The sequence below is a fragment of the Sulfurimonas sp. ST-25 genome (assembly GCF_048079205.1).
GTDB classification, from domain to species: Bacteria; Campylobacterota; Campylobacteria; order Campylobacterales; family Sulfurimonadaceae; genus Thiomicrolovo; species Thiomicrolovo sulfuroxydans.
Genome location: NZ_CP182225.1, coordinates 2,534,818 through 2,552,297 on the forward strand (window position 1 = coordinate 2,534,818; position 17,480 = coordinate 2,552,297).

The 17,480-nt window shown below is 56.6% G+C and carries 20 protein-coding genes; 9 read left to right on the plus strand and 11 right to left on the minus strand.

Annotated features, from left to right (window positions below; genetic code table 11):
- The 7 genes from ACM66T_RS13100 to ACM66T_RS13130 form a co-directional block, all read right to left on the minus strand.
- Nucleotides 1-705 carry a phosphoadenylyl-sulfate reductase gene (locus tag ACM66T_RS13100; RefSeq protein ID WP_416768648.1) on the minus strand — a complete coding sequence of 235 codons (705 nt, stop codon included), beginning with the start codon at nucleotides 703-705 and terminating at the stop codon, nucleotides 1-3.
- Between the two features lie 8 nt (nucleotides 706-713).
- Entirely contained in the window at nucleotides 714-944 is a 231-nt protein-coding gene (locus ACM66T_RS13105; RefSeq protein ID WP_416768649.1) for a DUF2061 domain-containing protein, read from the minus strand.
- Nucleotides 945-1,000: 56 nt separating this feature from the next.
- Entirely contained in the window at nucleotides 1,001-1,936 is a 936-nt protein-coding gene (gene cysK / locus ACM66T_RS13110; protein WP_231019494.1) for a cysteine synthase A, read from the minus strand.
- Nucleotides 1,937-1,987: 51 nt separating this feature from the next.
- Nucleotides 1,988-2,431, minus strand: coding sequence for a DUF4395 family protein (locus ACM66T_RS13115; protein ID WP_231019495.1), 444 nt, complete (start codon nucleotides 2,429-2,431; stop codon nucleotides 1,988-1,990).
- A gap of 370 nt (nucleotides 2,432-2,801) precedes the next feature.
- Nucleotides 2,802-4,103, minus strand: coding sequence for a nickel-dependent hydrogenase large subunit (locus ACM66T_RS13120; RefSeq protein WP_231019497.1), 1,302 nt, complete (start codon nucleotides 4,101-4,103; stop codon nucleotides 2,802-2,804).
- Entirely contained in the window at nucleotides 4,093-4,986 is an 894-nt protein-coding gene (locus ACM66T_RS13125; RefSeq protein ID WP_231019499.1) for a hydrogenase, read from the minus strand. Before ACM66T_RS13125 ends, ACM66T_RS13120 begins: the two co-directional genes overlap by 11 nt.
- Nucleotides 4,967-5,551 carry a TetR/AcrR family transcriptional regulator gene (locus ACM66T_RS13130; RefSeq protein ID WP_345970151.1) on the minus strand — a complete coding sequence of 195 codons (585 nt, stop codon included), beginning with the start codon at nucleotides 5,549-5,551 and terminating at the stop codon, nucleotides 4,967-4,969. Before ACM66T_RS13130 ends, ACM66T_RS13125 begins: the two co-directional genes overlap by 20 nt.
- Nucleotides 5,552-5,675: 124 nt before the next feature.
- Here ACM66T_RS13130 and hisF point away from each other — a divergent pair, with 124 nt between their 5' ends.
- From hisF to rlmN, 4 genes are read left to right on the plus strand one after another with little or no spacing between them, the layout of a single operon-like run.
- Nucleotides 5,676-6,434 (plus strand): imidazole glycerol phosphate synthase subunit HisF, encoded by a 759-nt coding sequence (gene hisF / locus ACM66T_RS13135; protein WP_231019501.1) that lies wholly within the window; start codon nucleotides 5,676-5,678, stop codon nucleotides 6,432-6,434.
- Between the two features lies 1 nt (nucleotide 6,435).
- Entirely contained in the window at nucleotides 6,436-6,690 is a 255-nt protein-coding gene (locus ACM66T_RS13140) for a DUF2164 domain-containing protein (protein WP_231019502.1), read from the plus strand.
- 13 nt (nucleotides 6,691-6,703) lie between these two features.
- Nucleotides 6,704-7,243, plus strand: coding sequence for a purine-nucleoside phosphorylase (locus ACM66T_RS13145; RefSeq protein WP_231019503.1), 540 nt, complete (start codon nucleotides 6,704-6,706; stop codon nucleotides 7,241-7,243).
- Nucleotides 7,240-8,325 carry a 23S rRNA (adenine(2503)-C(2))-methyltransferase RlmN gene (rlmN, locus tag ACM66T_RS13150; protein WP_231019504.1) on the plus strand — a complete coding sequence of 362 codons (1,086 nt, stop codon included), beginning with the start codon at nucleotides 7,240-7,242 and terminating at the stop codon, nucleotides 8,323-8,325. Before ACM66T_RS13145 ends, rlmN begins: the two co-directional genes overlap by 4 nt.
- Before the next feature lie 105 nt (nucleotides 8,326-8,430).
- Here the strand turns inward: rlmN and ACM66T_RS13155 are convergent, their stop codons facing one another.
- Nucleotides 8,431-8,811 (minus strand): hypothetical protein, encoded by a 381-nt coding sequence (locus tag ACM66T_RS13155; RefSeq protein ID WP_231019506.1) that lies wholly within the window; start codon nucleotides 8,809-8,811, stop codon nucleotides 8,431-8,433.
- A gap of 357 nt (nucleotides 8,812-9,168) precedes the next feature.
- Between ACM66T_RS13155 and ACM66T_RS13160 the strand changes: the two genes are divergently transcribed.
- Entirely contained in the window at nucleotides 9,169-9,357 is a 189-nt protein-coding gene (locus tag ACM66T_RS13160; RefSeq protein WP_345988437.1) for a hypothetical protein, read from the plus strand.
- Nucleotides 9,358-9,648: 291 nt separating this feature from the next.
- A complete protein-coding gene (locus ACM66T_RS13165) occupies nucleotides 9,649-11,370 on the plus strand; it encodes a lysophospholipid acyltransferase family protein (protein WP_416768650.1) in 1,722 nt (573 codons plus the stop codon).
- Between the two features lie 22 nt (nucleotides 11,371-11,392).
- On the opposite strand, the gene ACM66T_RS13170 is transcribed toward ACM66T_RS13165, so the two are convergent.
- Nucleotides 11,393-12,301, minus strand: a complete 909-nt coding sequence (locus tag ACM66T_RS13170) for an RluA family pseudouridine synthase (protein ID WP_231019509.1) — start codon at nucleotides 12,299-12,301, stop codon at nucleotides 11,393-11,395.
- A 126-nt stretch (nucleotides 12,302-12,427) separates the two neighbouring features.
- On the opposite strand from ACM66T_RS13170, the gene purB reads away from it, so the two are divergent.
- From purB to ACM66T_RS13185, 3 genes are all read left to right on the plus strand, one after another.
- On the plus strand, nucleotides 12,428-13,759 hold the full coding sequence (purB, locus tag ACM66T_RS13175; RefSeq protein WP_231019510.1) for an adenylosuccinate lyase: 1,332 nt from the start codon (nucleotides 12,428-12,430) through the stop codon (nucleotides 13,757-13,759).
- 148 nt (nucleotides 13,760-13,907) lie between these two features.
- Entirely contained in the window at nucleotides 13,908-16,274 is a 2,367-nt protein-coding gene (locus ACM66T_RS13180) for a ribonucleoside-diphosphate reductase subunit alpha (protein WP_231019512.1), read from the plus strand.
- On the plus strand, nucleotides 16,271-16,645 hold the full coding sequence (locus tag ACM66T_RS13185; RefSeq protein WP_231019514.1) for a hypothetical protein: 375 nt from the start codon (nucleotides 16,271-16,273) through the stop codon (nucleotides 16,643-16,645). Before ACM66T_RS13180 ends, ACM66T_RS13185 begins: the two co-directional genes overlap by 4 nt.
- Here ACM66T_RS13185 and ACM66T_RS13190 read toward each other — a convergent pair whose 3' ends face one another.
- Together ACM66T_RS13190 and ACM66T_RS13195 are read right to left on the minus strand one after the other, a co-directional pair.
- Nucleotides 16,646-16,804, minus strand: a complete 159-nt coding sequence (locus tag ACM66T_RS13190; RefSeq protein WP_231019515.1) for a hypothetical protein — start codon at nucleotides 16,802-16,804, stop codon at nucleotides 16,646-16,648.
- Between the two features lie 223 nt (nucleotides 16,805-17,027).
- Nucleotides 17,028-17,480, minus strand: coding sequence for a low molecular weight protein-tyrosine-phosphatase (locus ACM66T_RS13195; RefSeq protein WP_231019516.1), 453 nt, complete (start codon nucleotides 17,478-17,480; stop codon nucleotides 17,028-17,030).

Genomic DNA, 17,480 nt, shown 5'->3' on the forward strand with positions numbered 1-17,480 from the left:
TTACTCCTTTCGGTGCAGTCCGCACTCTTTGTGTTCGGGCAATTCCCACCACCAGCGCCCCGAGCGGATATCGTCGCCCGGGACGACGGCCCGGGTACACGGCGCGCAGCCGATACTCGGGTAACCGTGGTCGTGCAGCCGGTTATAGGGCACGCCGTTGGCGTGGAGATGCTCCCACACCTCCGCCTCGCTCCACTCGATGAGCGGGTTGAGCTTCAGCAGGCCGTTTGCTTCGTCGTGCTCGACCAATCGCATCGATTCGCGGGTCGGGGACTGTTCCCGCCGGAGCCCCGTGATCCAGACCTCCACACCCCGAAGCGCGCGCTTCAGCGGCGCGATCTTCCGGGCATGGCAGCAGCGTCTGCGGTTTTCGACGCTGTCGTAAAAGCCGTTGATCCCCTGCGCCTTGTAAAGCGCCTCCACGTCCGAAGGGTCAGGGAAATAGACGTCGATGTTCATCCCGTACTTTTGGTTCGTTCTGTCCATCACGTCGTAGGTCTCATACGGCAGCCGGCCCGTGTCGATCGTAAAGATCCCGATGCGCTCGCGGTGCGGCTGCAGCAGATGCGTCAGCACCTGGTCCTCCGCGCCGAAACTCGAGGCCAGCGCGATCCGTCCGCCGTACTGCTGCGCGAAATACGCCAGCACCTCATCGGCGCTGCTTCCCGCCAGACGGCGGTTCAATGTTTCAATGTGCTTGTGCATGCCATCTCCTAAATCTGATAATCATCGCCGGTCGGCCGGTGCAGACCGATGCCGACCCTCGTCCAGGCCCGCTCATGCAGGTAGTACAGGACCATTTTCGTGAAGACCTCGATCGAACCGATCGAGGCGGCCATTGCCAGGCTGCCCGTAATCAGGTACGAGATCACCATCGTGTCCAGGGTGCCGACCGCGCGCCAGGAGAGGGTCTTCACCGCACTCCGATAGGCTTTTTCTTGCATAATGTCACCACGCTTTTCATGGAGCCGGTGCGACCGGCCCTCTTGTTGTTTCGCCGCTATTCGGCTGCTTCGATGTCGTACAGCGGCGTCGACAGATACCGCTCGCCGGTATCGCAAAGCATCGTCACGATCATCTTCCCCCGGTTCTCCCGCCGGGCCGCCACCGTGCGGGCGGCGAGCACGTTCGCGCCCGAAGAGATGCCGACGAGCAGCCCCTCGTCCCGTGCGAGCTTCCGCGCCGAAGCCATGGCCTCGTCGTTCCCGACGGTCAACACCTCGCCGTAGGCCCAGGGGTCGAGTACCTTGGGCACGAAGCCCGCCCCGATCCCCTGGATTTTGTGCGGTCCGGGCTTGCCGCCCGAGAGGACCGCCGAGTCCTCGGGCTCCACCGCGATGATCTCGATGTTCGGGTTGTACGCCTTGAGGATCGATCCCACACCGGTGATCGTGCCACCGGTGCCGACGGCGGCGACGAAGATATCGATCTTCCCGGCTGTATCCCGCCATATCTCTTCCGCCGTCGTCACCATATGCGCGACCGGGTTGGCCGGATTCTCAAACTGCTGCAGCACCACGCCGTTCTCGATCGTGGCAGCGAGCTCGTTGGCCCGCACCACCGCGCCGGCCATCCCCGCGGCGGGGTCGGTCAGCTCGAGTTCCGCCCCGAGTGCCAAGAGCAGCTTCCGGCGCTCGATGCTCATGGAGCTCGGCATCGTAAGAATCAGCCTTAGTCCCAGCCCCGCCGCGATCGACGCGAGCGCGATCCCCGTATTGCCGCTGGTCGGCTCGATGATCACGCTCTGTTTGTTCAGAAGCCCGCTCTCCAGTGCCCGCGTGATCATGTTCTTCCCGATCCGGTCCTTGACCGATCCGGAAGGGTTCATGAATTCACACTTGCCCAGCAGCGTCGTTTCCGTTTCGTCCGAAGCGTTGTTCAGCTTCACCAGCGGCGTATTGCCGATCAGTTCCGTTACATTGGTTGCGTAATGCATGCCGTCTCCTTGAAATACGGATTAATGCGGTACCTTCGCACCTGTTCGGGCCTACAGCGCCACGACCTCGATCTCATGCCGTTTCAACCAGCGGTAGAGGGCACACCCCATACAGCTGTCATCCACCGCTTCGGCCGCCGTCCAGATCGCAAACGCGCCGGCAAACAGTCCGGCGATGTTCGCGTATCCCGCCAGGTCCGTGCCTAGCGTTCCCAGTGTCACGCCGAACTTGATCTGATCGGCGAAACGCTTTTCCGCCGCGTCGCCCCTGCGCGCCCCGAACCGTATCATGTACGTTGCGGCGCGGGCACTCAGCGCCAGCGGGCTGATCCATGGCGTCGCATTGAGCAGCACGAAATAGTCCAGTGCCAGCAGCAGAAGCCAGACGGCACTGCCCGTATGCAGGTACATGGTCGCCGCCAGCGCGACGACGGCTGCCCGCAACCGGGTCTGGTTGGCATCGCTGCCGTAACCGGATGTTGTATTGACCTTCATTCCAATCTCCTTTCTGCAGCCGGGAGGGATTCGCCGCCCCGCTGCCTATTGTTTTTCGGCTTCCCGCTGTGAAACGGACGCCAGGAAAGACGTCAGAATCTCGGAAACCGTTTGGAATGGAAAAACTATAAATGAATATTCATTCAGTGTCAAGCACTTTTATTTTTATGGGGTTCTGTTCCGGGAACAAAAAACGTTAAAAGCCCTATATTCAGGGATTTCTAGGCAATAATTTTTTCTTTATTTAATACCTTAGTATTCTACTATTGTTACTTATGTATTAGGAGAGAAAACGTGCGGAAATGGAGATAGTATATTTATTTTTTATAATATAAATATGAATGAATTATTTTATGATGCCGCCCGGGGATCAATGCGTCGTACACACCGAACAGACGTCAAAACTGCGGAAAATGAACGTCGCCTCGGCGATATCGGCGGCACCGACCATCGCTTTTTGCGCCGGTGCCGGATCGGACATCACGGAACTGCCGAGATTCCACTGCGTCGGCGTGATGATCTTGTATTCGGCGACGATCCCCCGCTCCAGACGCATGCGGTGCATCAGCGGGCCGCGCGGGGCCTCGACGATCCCCTCCCCCGTAGCGCTGATGCGTTCAAGGGGTACCGGCGGGACATAGGAGGGTTCGGAGAGCTCCAGCTCCGCCAGCAGCGTTTTCGCATGCTGCAGCAGCACGGCCGTCTCGTACGCCCTGGCCATCACCCGTGTGTAAACGCTGTCCTTGTAGCGGCGGTGCATGTTTTTGATCAGGGCGGTATCGGCCGAGATCGACCGGGCGAGCGGCCCGACTTCGTAAAAGTGCTTCCCGTAGCGGACATTGCGGGCATGACTCGTCTCGTCCCGGCAGACTGCCGGTTCCGTCGATACCAGGCAGGGATCGGCTTTCATCGGACGGGTATGTTTCAGCCGCGCCCGTACCGTAAAGCCGTGTTCTCCCAGGACGACGAACCGGTCGTATGCCATCCCCTTTTTATGCATCTCCGTCGCGATCAGCCCCTTTTCCAGACGCCCGAGATCGCTCTGCAGCGGGTTGAATTCCCGGCAGGAGGCAAAGGAGAGCAGCGCATCCAGCCCTACGCCCGCCGTCTCCTTTTCGAAAAAACCGATCAGCTCGTCCAGCAGGCCCGCCGCCTGGATGCGTTCCAGATGGGTCGGGTCGCAGGTGACGCCGCCGGGGATCATGTAGGAGCTGTGGGGCCACTGCCCGGCGAAGAGCGCCAGAATCTTCGTCGCCTGCGCGGCGGCGTAGGCACCCTTGAGCGGGGCTGGAGAGAGGCCTCCGACACCCAGTTTTTCCAGTTCGGGCAGAATGACGAGGTAGAGCCATTTAAAATGGTTCTGGATCATCTCGAGTACCAGCGTCAGCTCCCGGATGCTCCGCGCCTTTCGCGTCAGCACGACGGGGTAGCCCGCCTGCGCATATGCCGCCTCGATCGCCCGGACGGTCGCCATCAGGTGAGCGTGCCCGCAGATCCCGCAGACCCGCGGCGTGATCACCAGGGCATCGGTCGCTTTCCGCCCCTCGAGCATGCGCTCCATCCCCCTGAAATGCGGAAAAGCGATCTCCGCCCAGGTGATTTTCTCCCCGCGGGTGTCGAAATAGAGCGACGCCTCCCCCTCGATGTGTTCAATCAGTGCCCTAGTCATCATCGGTAAGCCGCTCCTCCAGCCGTTTGATTTTGAAGCTTTTGGCGATGCCCGTCATCGTCAGGTAGGCACGCTTGGAGACGCCGACCGGCACCTCTTCGGGAATGGACATGTTCGTCTTCGTTTCAAAAAGGTTGCGGCGCGGGAAATCGGGCTCGGTACAGCCGAAACAGGGCGTGCCGACCCGCATTTTCGAACTGACGCCGTTCCAGAGCGTCCGGTTGCACGAGGCGTGGGTCAGCGGCCCGCGGCAGCCGTGTTCATAGAAGAGGCACCCCTCCTTCCGCCCGAACTGCTCCGCATCCACCTTCCACTCGAAGTACTCGTTGCGCAGGCAGCCGTCATGCGCCATGTGGCGGTAGAGCGCCGTCGGCCTTCCCAGGGCATCGACGGAAATGGGACGCCCCTCCGCGATGTTCATCAGGGCGAATCCGAGCCATTCGGGGTGCACGGGGCAGCCGGAGAGATTGATCACTTTGCCGGCTTTCCCGAGCAGGGGGCCGTCGGGATGCTCCCCGGCGTAGGCCAGGCCGCTGTTGCGTTCCGGCGCCGCCGCTTTGAAGATACCGCCGAAGCTGGCGCAGCTGCCCGCCGCGATGACGTGACCGGCTTCCTCGGCATAATACGCCACCAGCCGCTCCAGCGTCACACCGGCGCGCTCCATCATCGGGTCGAAGGCGCCTTCGAAGACAAGGACGTCGCAGCCGCGTCTGCAGCGCGCAATCTCCTCCAGGCTCTGGGAACAGGGGAGCAGCGGATGGTAGAGCACCTCAAAACGCGCCAGCAGCTGCGGCAGATAGGGAAGGTTTAAGAAGGAGTGGGTGTTGCCGTTGCAGGTGACGCCCTGAAGCCAGATCAGCGTCGGTTTAAACAGTCTTGAGCGCACGGTAGATATTCTCCGCGATGGAGGCCTCATAGCTGCTCAGTGGTTCGGGCAGTATCTTCTCGCCGAAGAGAAAGACCATCCCCCCGAGGTACCCCATAAAGAGGCCGAAGGCGCTGAAAAAGTCCTGGTCGCGGAGTTCGCCTCCGGCGACGCCGTCATCGAAGAAGATCATCATTTCCGTAATAAAGGGCGAGACGCAGACCATCCCCTCGCACGACTCTCCGAACACCTCGCGGTTGGAGAGGTAGATCCGGAGGAAATACTCGATCATCTCCGGGCGTTCGGTCGCCATCGTGAAGTAGAAGGTAACGATCGCGCTGATCTTATCCTTTGCGCTGCCCGGACCTTCGTTGATCTCGCGGATGTGTTTGCCGAGGTATTCGGAAATGTAGAGGATGAGTTCCTTGGCCAGGATATCCTTCGAGCTGAAGTAGTTGTAAAAGTTCCCCACGCTCATGCCGACCTTCGCCGCGATATCGGGAATGGTCGTGACATAAAAACCCTTCTCCGCAAACAGCTTCAATGCCGTCGAAATGATGTTCTCTTTACGTTCTTCTTTGCTCACACGCGCCACGTCACCCTCTTTAAATAATATTAATCGTTCCTCTAATGGTAGCACAAATAGCGAATAGCCATTCACATTAAGATGCATTACCTTATAATTTGATACCTATTATGAAAGCGAACCCATGGATTATTTCGCCAAACGTATCATCCCCTGTCTCGACGTCAAGGACGGCCGCGTCGTCAAAGGGGTCAACTTCGTCGGACTCAAAGATGCGGGCGACCCGGTGGAGATCGCCAAACGCTACAACGAAGAGGGTGCGGACGAACTGACCTTTCTCGACATTACCGCGTCGCACGAAGAGCGCGACACGATCGTCCATATCGTCGAGCAGGTCGCCAAAGAGGTCTTTATCCCGCTGACCGTCGGCGGGGGGATCCGCAAACTTGACGACATCTACAAACTGCTCAACGTCGGCTGCGACAAGGTGAGCGTCAACTCCGCGGCGGTCAAACGCCCCGACCTCATCAATGAAGGGGCGAAACGGTTCGGGTCGCAGTGCATCGTCGTCGCCATCGACGTGAAAAAGACGGGGGACCGCTACCACGTCTACCTCAACGGCGGGCGCATCGATACGGGCATCGACGCCGTGGCATGGGCCAAAGAGGCCGTCGACCGGGGTGCGGGGGAGATCCTGCTCACCTCCATGGACACCGACGGCACCAAGGCAGGCTTCGACATCCCCATCACCGAGCAGATCAGCTCCCTCGTCAACGTCCCGGTCATCGCCAGCGGCGGCGCGGGCACGATGGAGCACATCAAAGAGGCCTTCGAGCACGGCGCCGACGCGGCGCTGGCGGCAAGTATCTTCCACTTCAAAGAGATCGATATCATGGAACTCAAACACTACCTCCAGGGTAACGGCATCCCGGTCCGGCTCTGAGATGTCCGATATCGTCACGTTTTCGCCCGAAGAGAAGGCGATCTTGGTCGAAAAGATCAAAACCTATGTCGCCAAAGAGCTCGACCAGGAGATCGGCGGCTTCGACGCAGAGTTCCTGCTGGACTTTTTTGCCGAAGAGATAGGGGTTTACTTCTATAACAAGGGTTTGAACGACGGTCTGGATGAGATGCGGGTTCGGATCGATACGATCGCCGACGATGTCGGTTACACCCTTGAAAAAAATTCACATTCATAAGGAATGAAGCGCGATGATCATCTGTGCCGGCAACAACGAGACCTTTGACTTCGCGACCCCGATGGGCGTCGGGCTCATCGAGACGACCATGAACATTACCCGCCTCTGCCTCTTCGACAAACCGGAGTTCCTCCTGTTTGTCGGGACGGCCGGCAGTTACGGGGAGAAAGCGATCTTCGACATCGTCGAATCGAAAACGGCGTCGAACATCGAGCTCGCCTTTTTGCAGAACAAGGCCTATACCCCCATCGACAACGTCGTCTCGACCAATACCGAGGGGACCAGGGAGATCATCGTCAACTCCAGCAACTACATTACGACGGACGCCGAACTCGCCAGAGGGTTTCTGCGCTTCGGCGTCGGCATCGAGAACATGGAGTTCTTTGCCGTCCTGCGCGTTGCGCAAGAGTTCGGCATTCCTGCGGGCGGCGTCTTCTGCGTCACCAACTACTGCAACGCAGATGCCCACGCCGATTTTGTCGCCAACCATGACAGGGCCAAGGCGCTGCTGGGCGAGCATGTCAAGCGACGCATCAAGGAGTTGACGGCATGAACACACCGAAACCGACGATCATGGACCTTACCAAAGAGGAGCTTGCCCAGACCGTCAAGCCCGCTTTCCGCGCCAAGCAGATCTACGGCTGGATCTATCACAGCTTCGTCGACAGCTTCGACGAAATGGCCAACATTCCCAAAAGCCTGCGCGAAGAGCTGAACGAGCGCTATATTCTCAACCCGCTCAAAATCCTGCGCAAGGAGGAGTCGGCCGACGGCACCATCAAGTACCTCTTCGAACTCCCCGACGGCAAAACGGTCGAAACCGTCTGGCTGAAGATGAAAGAGACGCAGTACAACGAAGACGGCTCCGTCGCCCAGGAGGCCAAACACACGGTCTGCGTCTCCACCCAGGTCGGCTGCAAAGTCGGCTGCAGCTTCTGTTTGACGGCCAAGGGGGGCTTCACCCGCGACCTCACCCCCGGCGAGATCGTCGCCCAGGTGCTCTCCGTCAAGAAAGACAACGACCATGCGGCGAACCGCCGGGTCAATATCGTCTATATGGGCATGGGGGAACCGCTGGACAACCTCGACAACCTCGCCAAGGCGATCCGCATCCTCAAGGACGAGGACGGTCTCTCCATCTCCGGCAAGCGCCAGACGGTCTCCACGAGCGGGATCAGCACCCGCATCGACAAACTGGGGCAGATGGACCTCGGTGTACACATCGCCATCAGCCTCCACGCCGTCGACGACGAGCTGCGCACAGAGCTTATCCCCATGAACAAGGCGTACAACATCGCCTCCATCATGGATGCCGTGCGCCGATTCCCCATCGACACCCGCAAACGCGTCATGTTCGAATACCTCGTCATCAAAGGGAAAAACGACGACATCGCCTCGGCGAAAAAACTGATCAAACTGCTGCACGGCATCAAGGCAAAGGTCAACCTGATCTACTTCAACCCCTACCCCGGTAGCGACTACCAGCGCCCCGAACGCGAAGACATGGTGAAGTTCCAGCAGTATCTGATCGACCACGGACAGCTCTGTACCATCCGTGATTCGAAAGGGATCGACATCAGCGCGGCCTGCGGGCAGCTCAAAGAGAAAACAAACGAAGAGAAGGGAAAAGCATGACAGGATTGGATATCGTACAGATCGTTTTTTTGATCGGTGTCGTCCTCGTCGGCCTCGGCGGGATCGTCTGGGTCGTCAAGAACGAAAAAAAGTAACGCGGCTTGCTTAATGGGCCAGTTCGTCGACCGTCCCATCCTCCAGTGAAAAACGGCGTGAGACTTCGCGCTCGCTCCCGTCCTCTTCCGTCAGCGTCACCGTCACCGTCCACACTCCCTGCGCCCGTCCGCGAAGGTAGCGGTAGTCATAGACCGAACCGTTTCGGGTCGGCAGCGCCATGGTGTGCTCTCTGTCATCCTGCGGAAACATGTCCGAATGCCAATAGAAAACAACCTCGCGTTCCCAATCTTTACGGGGTGTTACGAATGTACACTGAATCTTTTCGACGCCGTCATCGAGCACGCTGCAGTGAACCGTGTCCCCCCGTGCCGAAAGTGTCAAAACCGACCCGACAACCGTCACAAGGCCTATACTGACGATTTTATGCATATTAAACACCCTCATTCTGTTTTTTTTTGCTAAGCAATTATAGCCTATCTCAGAAAAAGAGGGGGTGCATATGACAAAGTGCCTAGCGAAAAAAAATTTAAAAAACCCTAGATTTTTTCCTCCCTTTTTGTTACTATTGCACTTACAATACATGCAGCAGTATAAGAAATCATGAAATTCATCGATTTTCATGTTTCTTGACAGACTGTATGACGACGGTTCCCCCCAACATGTTTTACCGTCTGTGGCTGTATTGTAGAATTCCCGCCGGAAAGTAGTACTATGAAAGCCATTGGATATCTCGTTCTTATCAACAATGCTTACCCAGATACTATTGCATTCAACAAAAGAGTAGCGATGGAAGCTGCCAACCGTTTTAATCCGAATGCCGTTAACTATATCGAGCGTACCTATACGGAACGCCGTTCAGCCTCTGAACTGGCGAAAATGCTCGCCTTCGACAACAACGAGTCGCGTGAAGAGATCCTTGCCCGGGTCCGCCGCGAACTCAACGAGTACTGGGAAGGGAAAAGACTGAGCAGCTAATGCTCGTCTCCCTTGCACATCCCCTTTTTTTCTCTCCATACACCTTCTAAAAACGACACTTTTTGCTGCTTAATTCACATATTGTTCAAAGCCGTGAATAACTTGAAACAACATCACATTTTAATATTTGATTTTCTTATACTTATTCTTCGATCCTCTTTTACATGTAACAGCACTGTAGCGAAAATGTAATGGCCGTGTAATTTCGGCAACCTATACTGCTTTCCATAAAAATCCGGCAACTTCGCTGCGGCGCATCAGTGCAGCGTATCTGCCGCTATGGAGCATCCCATGCTGAATATCGAAGGCACACTGCATCAAGAGTACCCGCGTTTCTTCCACTACCCGACAGCAGTCAGGAAACCGGCCCTCTCCTTTTTGAGACTGCTGCTTCAAGAAGAGAAAATCAACCATTTTATCACCGACCACCGCAAAGTGAAAAACCTCGCATTCATCGACGCGGCGCTGGAGCATCTGAATATTTCCTATAAAACGGACCACCACCAGATCCAGAACATTCCGGCCATCGGAAAAGTGATCATCGTCGCCAACCACCCCATGGGTGCCATGGATGCCTTCACATTGATCAAAATGGTCAGCAGCATCCGCCACGACAAGAAGGTGAAGATCATCGCCAACAAGGTGCTCGCCGCCTTTGACCAGATCAGTGATCTTCTGATCGCCGTGGACACCTTTAACGGCCGCCTGACCAAGGAGAGCATGAAAAAGGTCGACGAAGCGCTCCGTAATGAAGAGGCCGTCATCTTTTTCCCCGCTGGCGAAGTCTCACGCGCATACCTCAACGGTATCGCCGACAGCAAGTGGAAGAGCGGCTTCATGAAGTTCGCCAAGCGCACACAGAGTCCGATCCTTCCCATCCATATCAAGGCGCGCAACTCCGCCCTCTTCTACGGCGCATCGTGGCTCTACCGTCCGCTGGCGACGATGCTGCTCGCCAAAGAGATGTTCTCCGCCCGCAACAGCGTCGTCGAGTTCACCGTAGGCGAAATGATCGGCATCGATACCATCAACGATATGCCGCTGAGTTACAAGCGCCACGCAAAGATGATGCGCAAGCACCTTTACAGAGTCTCCAAGGGGCGCAAACCGCTCTACCCGACCCAACAGTGCATCGCCCACCCCGAACCGCGTCACCTGATCAAAGAGGAGCTCAAGCGGGCGCAGCATATCGGTTCGACCTCGGACAACAAGCAGATCTATCTCGCCGACTTCGAAGAGGCGCCGACCCTGCTCAATGAAGTCGGCCGCCTGCGCGAATACAGTTTCCGCAAAGTCGGCGAAGGGAGCGGCCGCAAGCGCGACCTCGACCGCTACGACGAGTACTACCGCCACCTCGTGCTCTGGGACGACGACGCGCTGGAGGTCGTCGGTGCCTACCGCATTGCCGACTGCGAATGGGTGCTCTCCTGGGGCAGCAAAGACGCCCTCTATCTCAATGAACTCTGCAGCCTCGGCGAGGCGTTCGAACCCTACCTTGAGAATGCCATTGAGCTCGGACGCAGTTTCATCCAGCCCAAATACTGGGGAAGCCGCGCGCTCGATTATCTTTGGCAGGGCATCGGCGCCTACCTGAAGCACCATCCCCATATCAGGTACATGATCGGTCCCGTCAGCATCAGCGGAAGCTACCCCTCTGCCGCCAAAGAGGCGCTGGTCCACTTCTACGGGCACTACTTCGGTAGCCGGGACGCCCTGGTGACCGCACGTACCCCGTACCGGCTCTCTGCCCTTGCCCTGGAGGATGAAAAGGCGCGCTTCTGCGGCGACGACTATGCCGAAGACTTCCGCCGTCTCAAAGAGTATCTGAGGGCCTTCAACGTCACCGTACCGACGCTCTATAAACAGTATGCGGAGCTATGCGATGAGGGAGGGATCACCTTTATGGATTTCGGGATCGATGCCGAGTTCAACAACTGTATCGACAGCTATATCCTGGTCGACGTCACAAAGATCAAAGAGAGCAAACGCAAGCGCTACATTGATACGGAGTGAATGTTTCACGTGAAACATTCACTCACTTCATCGCCTCAAAAGCCTCACTGATAAAGTCCGTCCTGGAAACCAGATCGTATCGGACGCCTTCGAAGGTAAACGCCAATCTGTTGGCGTGCAGCAACAACCGTTTCGCACCGCTCTTCGCTATACGCTCCTCGTCGCTTATCCCCTTATCCAGAAAGCGGACGACATCCTCTTCATCCTGCCCATAAATGGGGTCGCCGACGATCGGATGTTTCACGTGAAACAAATGTACCCGTATCTGGTGCTGCCTGCCCGTCAGCGGTTTCGCTTCGACAAGGGTCATATCGTGCTCGGGAAAATAGCGCAGGACCTTGATGTCCGTCCGCGACGGCTTGCCCTCCACATGGACCTTGACGATCATCCTGACCAGGGCGGAGTCATCCGGCTGTCTGATCAATGGTGCCTCAATCGTCACATCTGCATCCATCTTGCCATGGACAATAGCCAGATAGCGTTTGTCCATCTCACGGTTTTCAAACATCAGTTTGAGAGTGCGTTCGCTCTCTTTGTCCTTCGCGGACAATAACAGTCCGCTCGTCTCCTGATCAATGCGGTGTGTAATGTTTGCATGCGGTCCGAAGCGGTGGCGTATTTCATCCACCATACTGTAGGGGGTGTGACGGTTCTGCGGATGCACAAGCACACCGCTCGGTTTGTCAAACAGCGCAAACCATTTCGTTTGAAAAACAGGGTCGAGGCCGCGGGAGACCGGCTCAAACATAACACACTGAAACAAACCCTCAACGTCGCCGCCGGGGTCGCGCATCAACTCACCGTTGATAAAGATACGGCCCTTCGAAATATAGCGCTGTGCATCGCGCTGGGTGAAGCCGAGTTCGCGTATTAAAAAGAGGAAAGCCTTCATGCGTTTTGGGGCAACGAAATCTTTAAGGACGAACGGCAAATTAAACCCTTTATTAGTGACGCTTGGCTATTATCTACTTTATATAAAAGCGGCATTTTAGCATAGGAACGATGTGTCTTTTCCGTCGAATCCGGCTAAAAAAAACCGCTGCAACGAGGAGCGAGAATGGTAGAACGCTATGCCAGAGAAGAAATGGCATCCAAATGGACGATGCAGGCAAAATATCAGGCCTGGCTCGATGTCGAAAAAGCGGTTGTCAAAGCCTGGAACAGACTGGGGCTCATCCCCGACGATGATGCGAAAAAAATTGTAGAGAACGCCGGCTTCAACGTCGAACGTATCGATGAGATCGAGAAGGTGACCCGCCACGACCTGATCGCCTTTACCACCTCCGTTTCGGAGACACTCGGCGACGAGAGCCGCTGGTTCCACTACGGCATGACCTCCTCCGATACGATCGACACGGCCGTAGCCCTGCAGATGAAAGACTCCCTTGCCCTGATCATCGAAGATGTCAAAATGCTCATGGAGTCCATCAAGAAACGCGCGGAAGAGCACAAGATGACCCTGATGGTCGGACGCTCCCACGGTATCCACGGCGAACCGATCACCTTCGGTCTCGTCCTGGCCGTCTGGTACGACGAAATGCACCGCCACCTCAAAAACCTCGAAGAGACGATGGAGGTCATCTCCGTCGGCCAGGTCTCCGGTGCCATGGGTAACTTCGCCCATGCCCCGCTGGAGCTCGAAGAGTACACCTGTGAAGAGCTCGGCCTCCAGCCGGCGCCCGCTTCCAACCAGGTGATCCAGCGCGACCGTTACGCCCGCCTGGCGACCTCCCTCGCCCTGATGGCGAGCAGCATCGAGAAGTTTGCCGTTCAGGTCCGCCACTGGCAGCGCACGGAAGTGTACGAAGTCGAAGAGTTCTTCGCCAAGGGGCAGAAAGGTTCATCCGCCATGCCGCACAAGCGCAACCCTATTCTGACCGAAAACATCACCGGTCTGGCACGCATGATCCGCGCCTACTCCATCCCGGCAATGGAGAACGTCTCGCTCTGGCATGAGCGCGACATCTCCCACAGCTCGACCGAGCGCTTCTGGCTGCCGGACGCTTTCATCACCTCCGACTTCATGCTGCACCGTATGAATAACGTCATCGCTAACATGGTCGTCTACCCGGAGAACATGATGAGAAACCTGAACCTCACGGGCGGCCTCGTCTTCTCCCAGCGCGTCCTGCTCGAACTCCCCAAACAGGGTGTGAGCCGCGAAGATGCCTACCGCATCGTCCAGCGCAACGCAATGAAAGTATGGGAAGGTCTGCAGCAGGGCAAACCGGCACTGAACGAGAAAGGCGAGAGCCTCTATCTGCAGTACCTGCTCGGTGACGAAGAGCTGAGAAAAAGTCTGAGCGAAGAGCAGATCCGCGAATGTTTTAACTACGATTACTATACGAAAAACGTGGATAAAATTTTTGCACGGGTCTTTAGCAAATAACAATCTAATTCGAATATAATTTCCTTATCTTCCTGGCTCTTTATTGCAAGAGGGTCGATAAGGAATCCATATAAAACAGTGTAGGAAGAGCCTTCCCCTCTTTTCTATCATTTGCATACAAAACATGAACTTTCTGTAAAGGCAAATAATGATCACGATCCTCAAACGAAACGGACGCAGAGAACCGCTTGATATCACGAAAATCCAGAAGTACACTTCCGCAGCGGTCAACGGGCTGACCAATGTTAGCCAGAGCGAACTCGAAGTCGACGCACAGATCCAGTTCCGCGACGGCACCACGTCACGGGAGATTCAGGAGACCCTGATCAAAACCGCTGTCGACAAGATCGATATCGATGCACCGAACTGGACGTTTGTCGCCGCCCGCCTGTTTCTGTTTGACCTTTACCACCGCGTCAACGGTTTTACCGGTTACTGCAAACTGGAAAAGTATTTTGAAAAAGGGGAAAAAGAGGGGCGTATCCTGCTGGGGCTTCGCAGCAAGTACGACCTCGACGACCTCGATGCCTACATCGATCCCGAGCGTGACCTGCAGTTCACCTACCTCGGTATCCGTACCCTCTACGACCGCTACCTGATCAAGGACCGCAACGGCGACCCGATCGAGCTGCCGCAGCACATGTTCATGGCCGTCTCCATGTTCCTTGCACAGAACGAGGAGAATCCGCAGGAGTGGGCGAAGAAGTTCTACGACATGATCTCCAAGTTCGAGGTCATGATGGCGACCCCTACCCTCTCCAACGCACGGACGACACGCCACCAGCTCAGCTCCTGTTATATCGGTTCGACACCGGATAACATCGAGGGGATCTTCGACAGCTATAAAGAGATGGCCCTGCTCTCCAAGTTCGGCGGCGGGATCGGCTGGGACTGGACACAGGTCCGCTCCATGGGTTCGTATATCGACGGCCACAAGAATGCCGCCGGCGGTACCGTACCGTTTCTGAAGATCACCAACGACATCGCCATCGCCGTCGACCAGCTCGGGACCCGCAAAGGGGCCATTGCCGTCTACCTGGAACCGTGGCACATGGATATCATCGACTTCCTCGACCTGAAGAAAAACTCCGGCGAAGAGCGCCGCCGCGCGCACGACCTCTTCCCGGCGCTCTGGATCAACAACCTCTTTATGAAGCGCGTCCAGGAGGACGGCATCTGGACGACGTTCGACCCGCTCGAATGCAAAGAGCTCTCCGAACTCCACGGCGAGGCGTTTGAAAAACGTTATCTTGAACTCGAGCAGGACGAGAGCGTCCTCAAAGAGCGCCACAAAGCCAAGGACCTCTGGAAACGGATCCTCACGAGCTATTTCGAAACCGGCAGCCCTTTCCTCTGTTTCAAGGACAACGCTAACAAGGCTAACCCGAACGATCACTACGGCATCATCCGCAGCTCCAACCTCTGTACGGAGATCTTCCAGAACACCCAGCCGAACCACTACCTGATCAAACTCAAGTTTGAAAACGGTGAGTGCCTCACCTACGAAGAGGATGAGCTCGTCAAGGTCGACAGCGGTATCGAGAAACCGGCCAAGAAGGTCACGGCTCTCGACAGCATCGGCGGACAGCAGATCTATATTGTCGAAAAAGAGAAGGTCGACGGCGCGACGGCGGTGTGTAACCTCGCCTCCGTCAACCTGTCACGTGTTAACACCAAAGAGGACATCGACCGCATCGTCCCGATCGCCGTCCGTGCCCTCGATAACGTTATCGACCTCAACTTCTACCCGCTGGAGAAGGTCAAACGTACAAACGCCCGCAGCCGCTCTATCGGCCTGGGCGTTATGGGTGAAGCGCAGATGCTTGCCGAGGCGGGAGTGAGCTGGGGAAGCCAGGAGCATTTCGACAAGATCGACGAAGTGATGGAAGCCGTGAGCTATAACGCCATCAAGGCGTCGTCAAACCTCTCCCTTGAAAAAGGGAGCTACCCCGAGTTCGAGGGTTCCAAATGGAGCCGCGGCATCCTGCCGATGGACCACGCCAACGCCGAAGTCCTGAACCTCGTCGACCGCGGCGGTCTCTTCGCCTCCGCCTACGACTGGGAGAGCCTGCGCGAAACGGTGAAAACACAGGGGATGCGCAACGGTTACCTGATGGCGATCGCCCCTACTTCCTCCATCTCCATCCTCACGGGTACGACGCAGACGATCGAGCCGGTCTACAAACGCAAATGGTACGAAGAGAACCTCTCTGGTCTCATCCCCGTCTGTGCACCGAACCTGAGCCCGGATACCTGGTCCTTCTACACGCCGGCCTATGACCTCGACCAGACGATCCTCGTCAAAGCAGCCTCCATTCGCCAGAAGTGGATCGACCAGGGGCAGAGTCTCAACATCTTCATCACCCTCGACAAAGCGAGCGGAAAGTACCTCAACGAAATCTACATGCTCGCATGGCGCCTTGGGATCAAGTCCACCTACTATCTGCGCTCACAATCGCCGGAAGCGACGAACGACGTCGAAGACCGCTCCATGGAATGCGTGGGCTGTCAGTGAAACCACTGTCGACGGCTTCAGCCGCCTCGCAACTGCTGGAGCGCATCGTAAACGGCGAAGGGGCGATGTTGCGCTCCCTCGCCTTGAACGGCCCCACCACAGCCACCCTCACCCTCTCCGTCCAGGACAAACACCGTGGTTATGACTGGATCGATATCAGCTTTGAAATGAGCGGCATGAACGATGCCAGACTCGTCGACGACAAACAGCTGGACTTTATCGATACGGATGAAGGTATCACGGTCGTGTTAGAAGATGGTCAGTGGGGATTGGCCGTGGGCCGTTATGCGGGTCTGGGAGCGCTCAAGAGCGCTCCCCTTTATGTTATCGGCGCCTCTTTGAAATATGAAGAGGCACCCTTCAGCGGGTGATCAGGAGATCACCTTCTCTTCATGACGGCGCCCTTCCCGGCTCCGTTTGACTTCACAGCCTTTAAGTCTGCTGGTCATTTCCTTGGCCTCGCGCTCGGTGATCTCACGGGCTTTGAGTGCATCCTTGATGACGTTGGCGTTCAGATAGACATGCGTCATTTTCGTCTCTCCTCTCTTTGCAGTACGTGACATGTCAATGAGGGTTATCGAGTGTCCCTGTCAGGTTCACAACACGGCACATCTCCGGCGGGAAACAGTTTCATACCATTTGAGACGTCAAAACAGTGTCGAATTGTGGAAGCATTTTTTTCAGCCGAATCTTAATGGTATAACGGATAAGGTAATAAAAAGATAACGTGTAACAATTAGTTACTGTTTAGTTTCACTCTAATCCTGTTTCAAGACGGGTTATCAGGGTCGTGCAGCAGGTTTCGATCATCGTAAAGACTTTTTCGAACCCTTCGAAGCCGGGAAAGAAATAGGGATCCGGCACGTCTTCACCGCCGTAACCGAAATCGCCCAGTTTGTAGACGTTAGCCATGCCCATGCGTTTGAGATCGGCAACGTTCTTCGCATCCAGACCGACGATAACGTCAAAACGCTCCCTGTCTGCTGGGCTCACCTGCCGGGCACGGTAGGCGGCGATGTCCAGGCCGTGCCCCTCCGCCACACGGACCGAGTGGTCGCAGGGGGGGTCACCGATATGCCACGAACCCGTGCCGGCGGAATCGATCCGCAGCGCCATGCCCTTCGCTTCCGCCTGCGAGCGCAGGATCGCCTCGGCCAGCGGGGAGCGGCAGATGTTGCCGAGACAGACAAACAGGACCGAACGCAC

Excerpts from the sequence above, each read along its gene's own strand:
- ACM66T_RS13100 (WP_416768648.1), bottom strand. The coding sequence starts at position 705 with ATGCACAAGCACATTGAAACATTGAACCGCCGTCTGGCGGGAAGCAGC.
- ACM66T_RS13105 (WP_416768649.1), bottom strand. The coding sequence starts at position 944 with ATGCAAGAAAAAGCCTATCGGAGTGCGGTGAAGACCCTCTCCTGGCGC.
- cysK (WP_231019494.1), bottom strand. The coding sequence starts at position 1,936 with ATGCATTACGCAACCAATGTAACGGAACTGATCGGCAATACGCCGCTG.
- ACM66T_RS13115 (WP_231019495.1), bottom strand. The coding sequence starts at position 2,431 with ATGAAGGTCAATACAACATCCGGTTACGGCAGCGATGCCAACCAGACC.
- ACM66T_RS13120 (WP_231019497.1), bottom strand. The coding sequence starts at position 4,103 with ATGATGACTAGGGCACTGATTGAACACATCGAGGGGGAGGCGTCGCTC.
- hisF (WP_231019501.1), top strand. The coding sequence starts at position 5,676 with ATGGATTATTTCGCCAAACGTATCATCCCCTGTCTCGACGTCAAGGAC.
- ACM66T_RS13140 (WP_231019502.1), top strand. The coding sequence starts at position 6,436 with ATGTCCGATATCGTCACGTTTTCGCCCGAAGAGAAGGCGATCTTGGTC.
- ACM66T_RS13145 (WP_231019503.1), top strand. The coding sequence starts at position 6,704 with ATGATCATCTGTGCCGGCAACAACGAGACCTTTGACTTCGCGACCCCG.
- rlmN (WP_231019504.1), top strand. The coding sequence starts at position 7,240 with ATGAACACACCGAAACCGACGATCATGGACCTTACCAAAGAGGAGCTT.
- ACM66T_RS13155 (WP_231019506.1), bottom strand. The coding sequence starts at position 8,811 with ATGCATAAAATCGTCAGTATAGGCCTTGTGACGGTTGTCGGGTCGGTT.
- ACM66T_RS13160 (WP_345988437.1), top strand. The coding sequence starts at position 9,169 with ATGGAAGCTGCCAACCGTTTTAATCCGAATGCCGTTAACTATATCGAG.
- ACM66T_RS13165 (WP_416768650.1), top strand. The coding sequence starts at position 9,649 with ATGCTGAATATCGAAGGCACACTGCATCAAGAGTACCCGCGTTTCTTC.
- purB (WP_231019510.1), top strand. The coding sequence starts at position 12,428 with ATGGTAGAACGCTATGCCAGAGAAGAAATGGCATCCAAATGGACGATG.
- ACM66T_RS13180 (WP_231019512.1), top strand. The coding sequence starts at position 13,908 with ATGATCACGATCCTCAAACGAAACGGACGCAGAGAACCGCTTGATATC.
- ACM66T_RS13190 (WP_231019515.1), bottom strand. The coding sequence starts at position 16,804 with ATGACGCATGTCTATCTGAACGCCAACGTCATCAAGGATGCACTCAAA.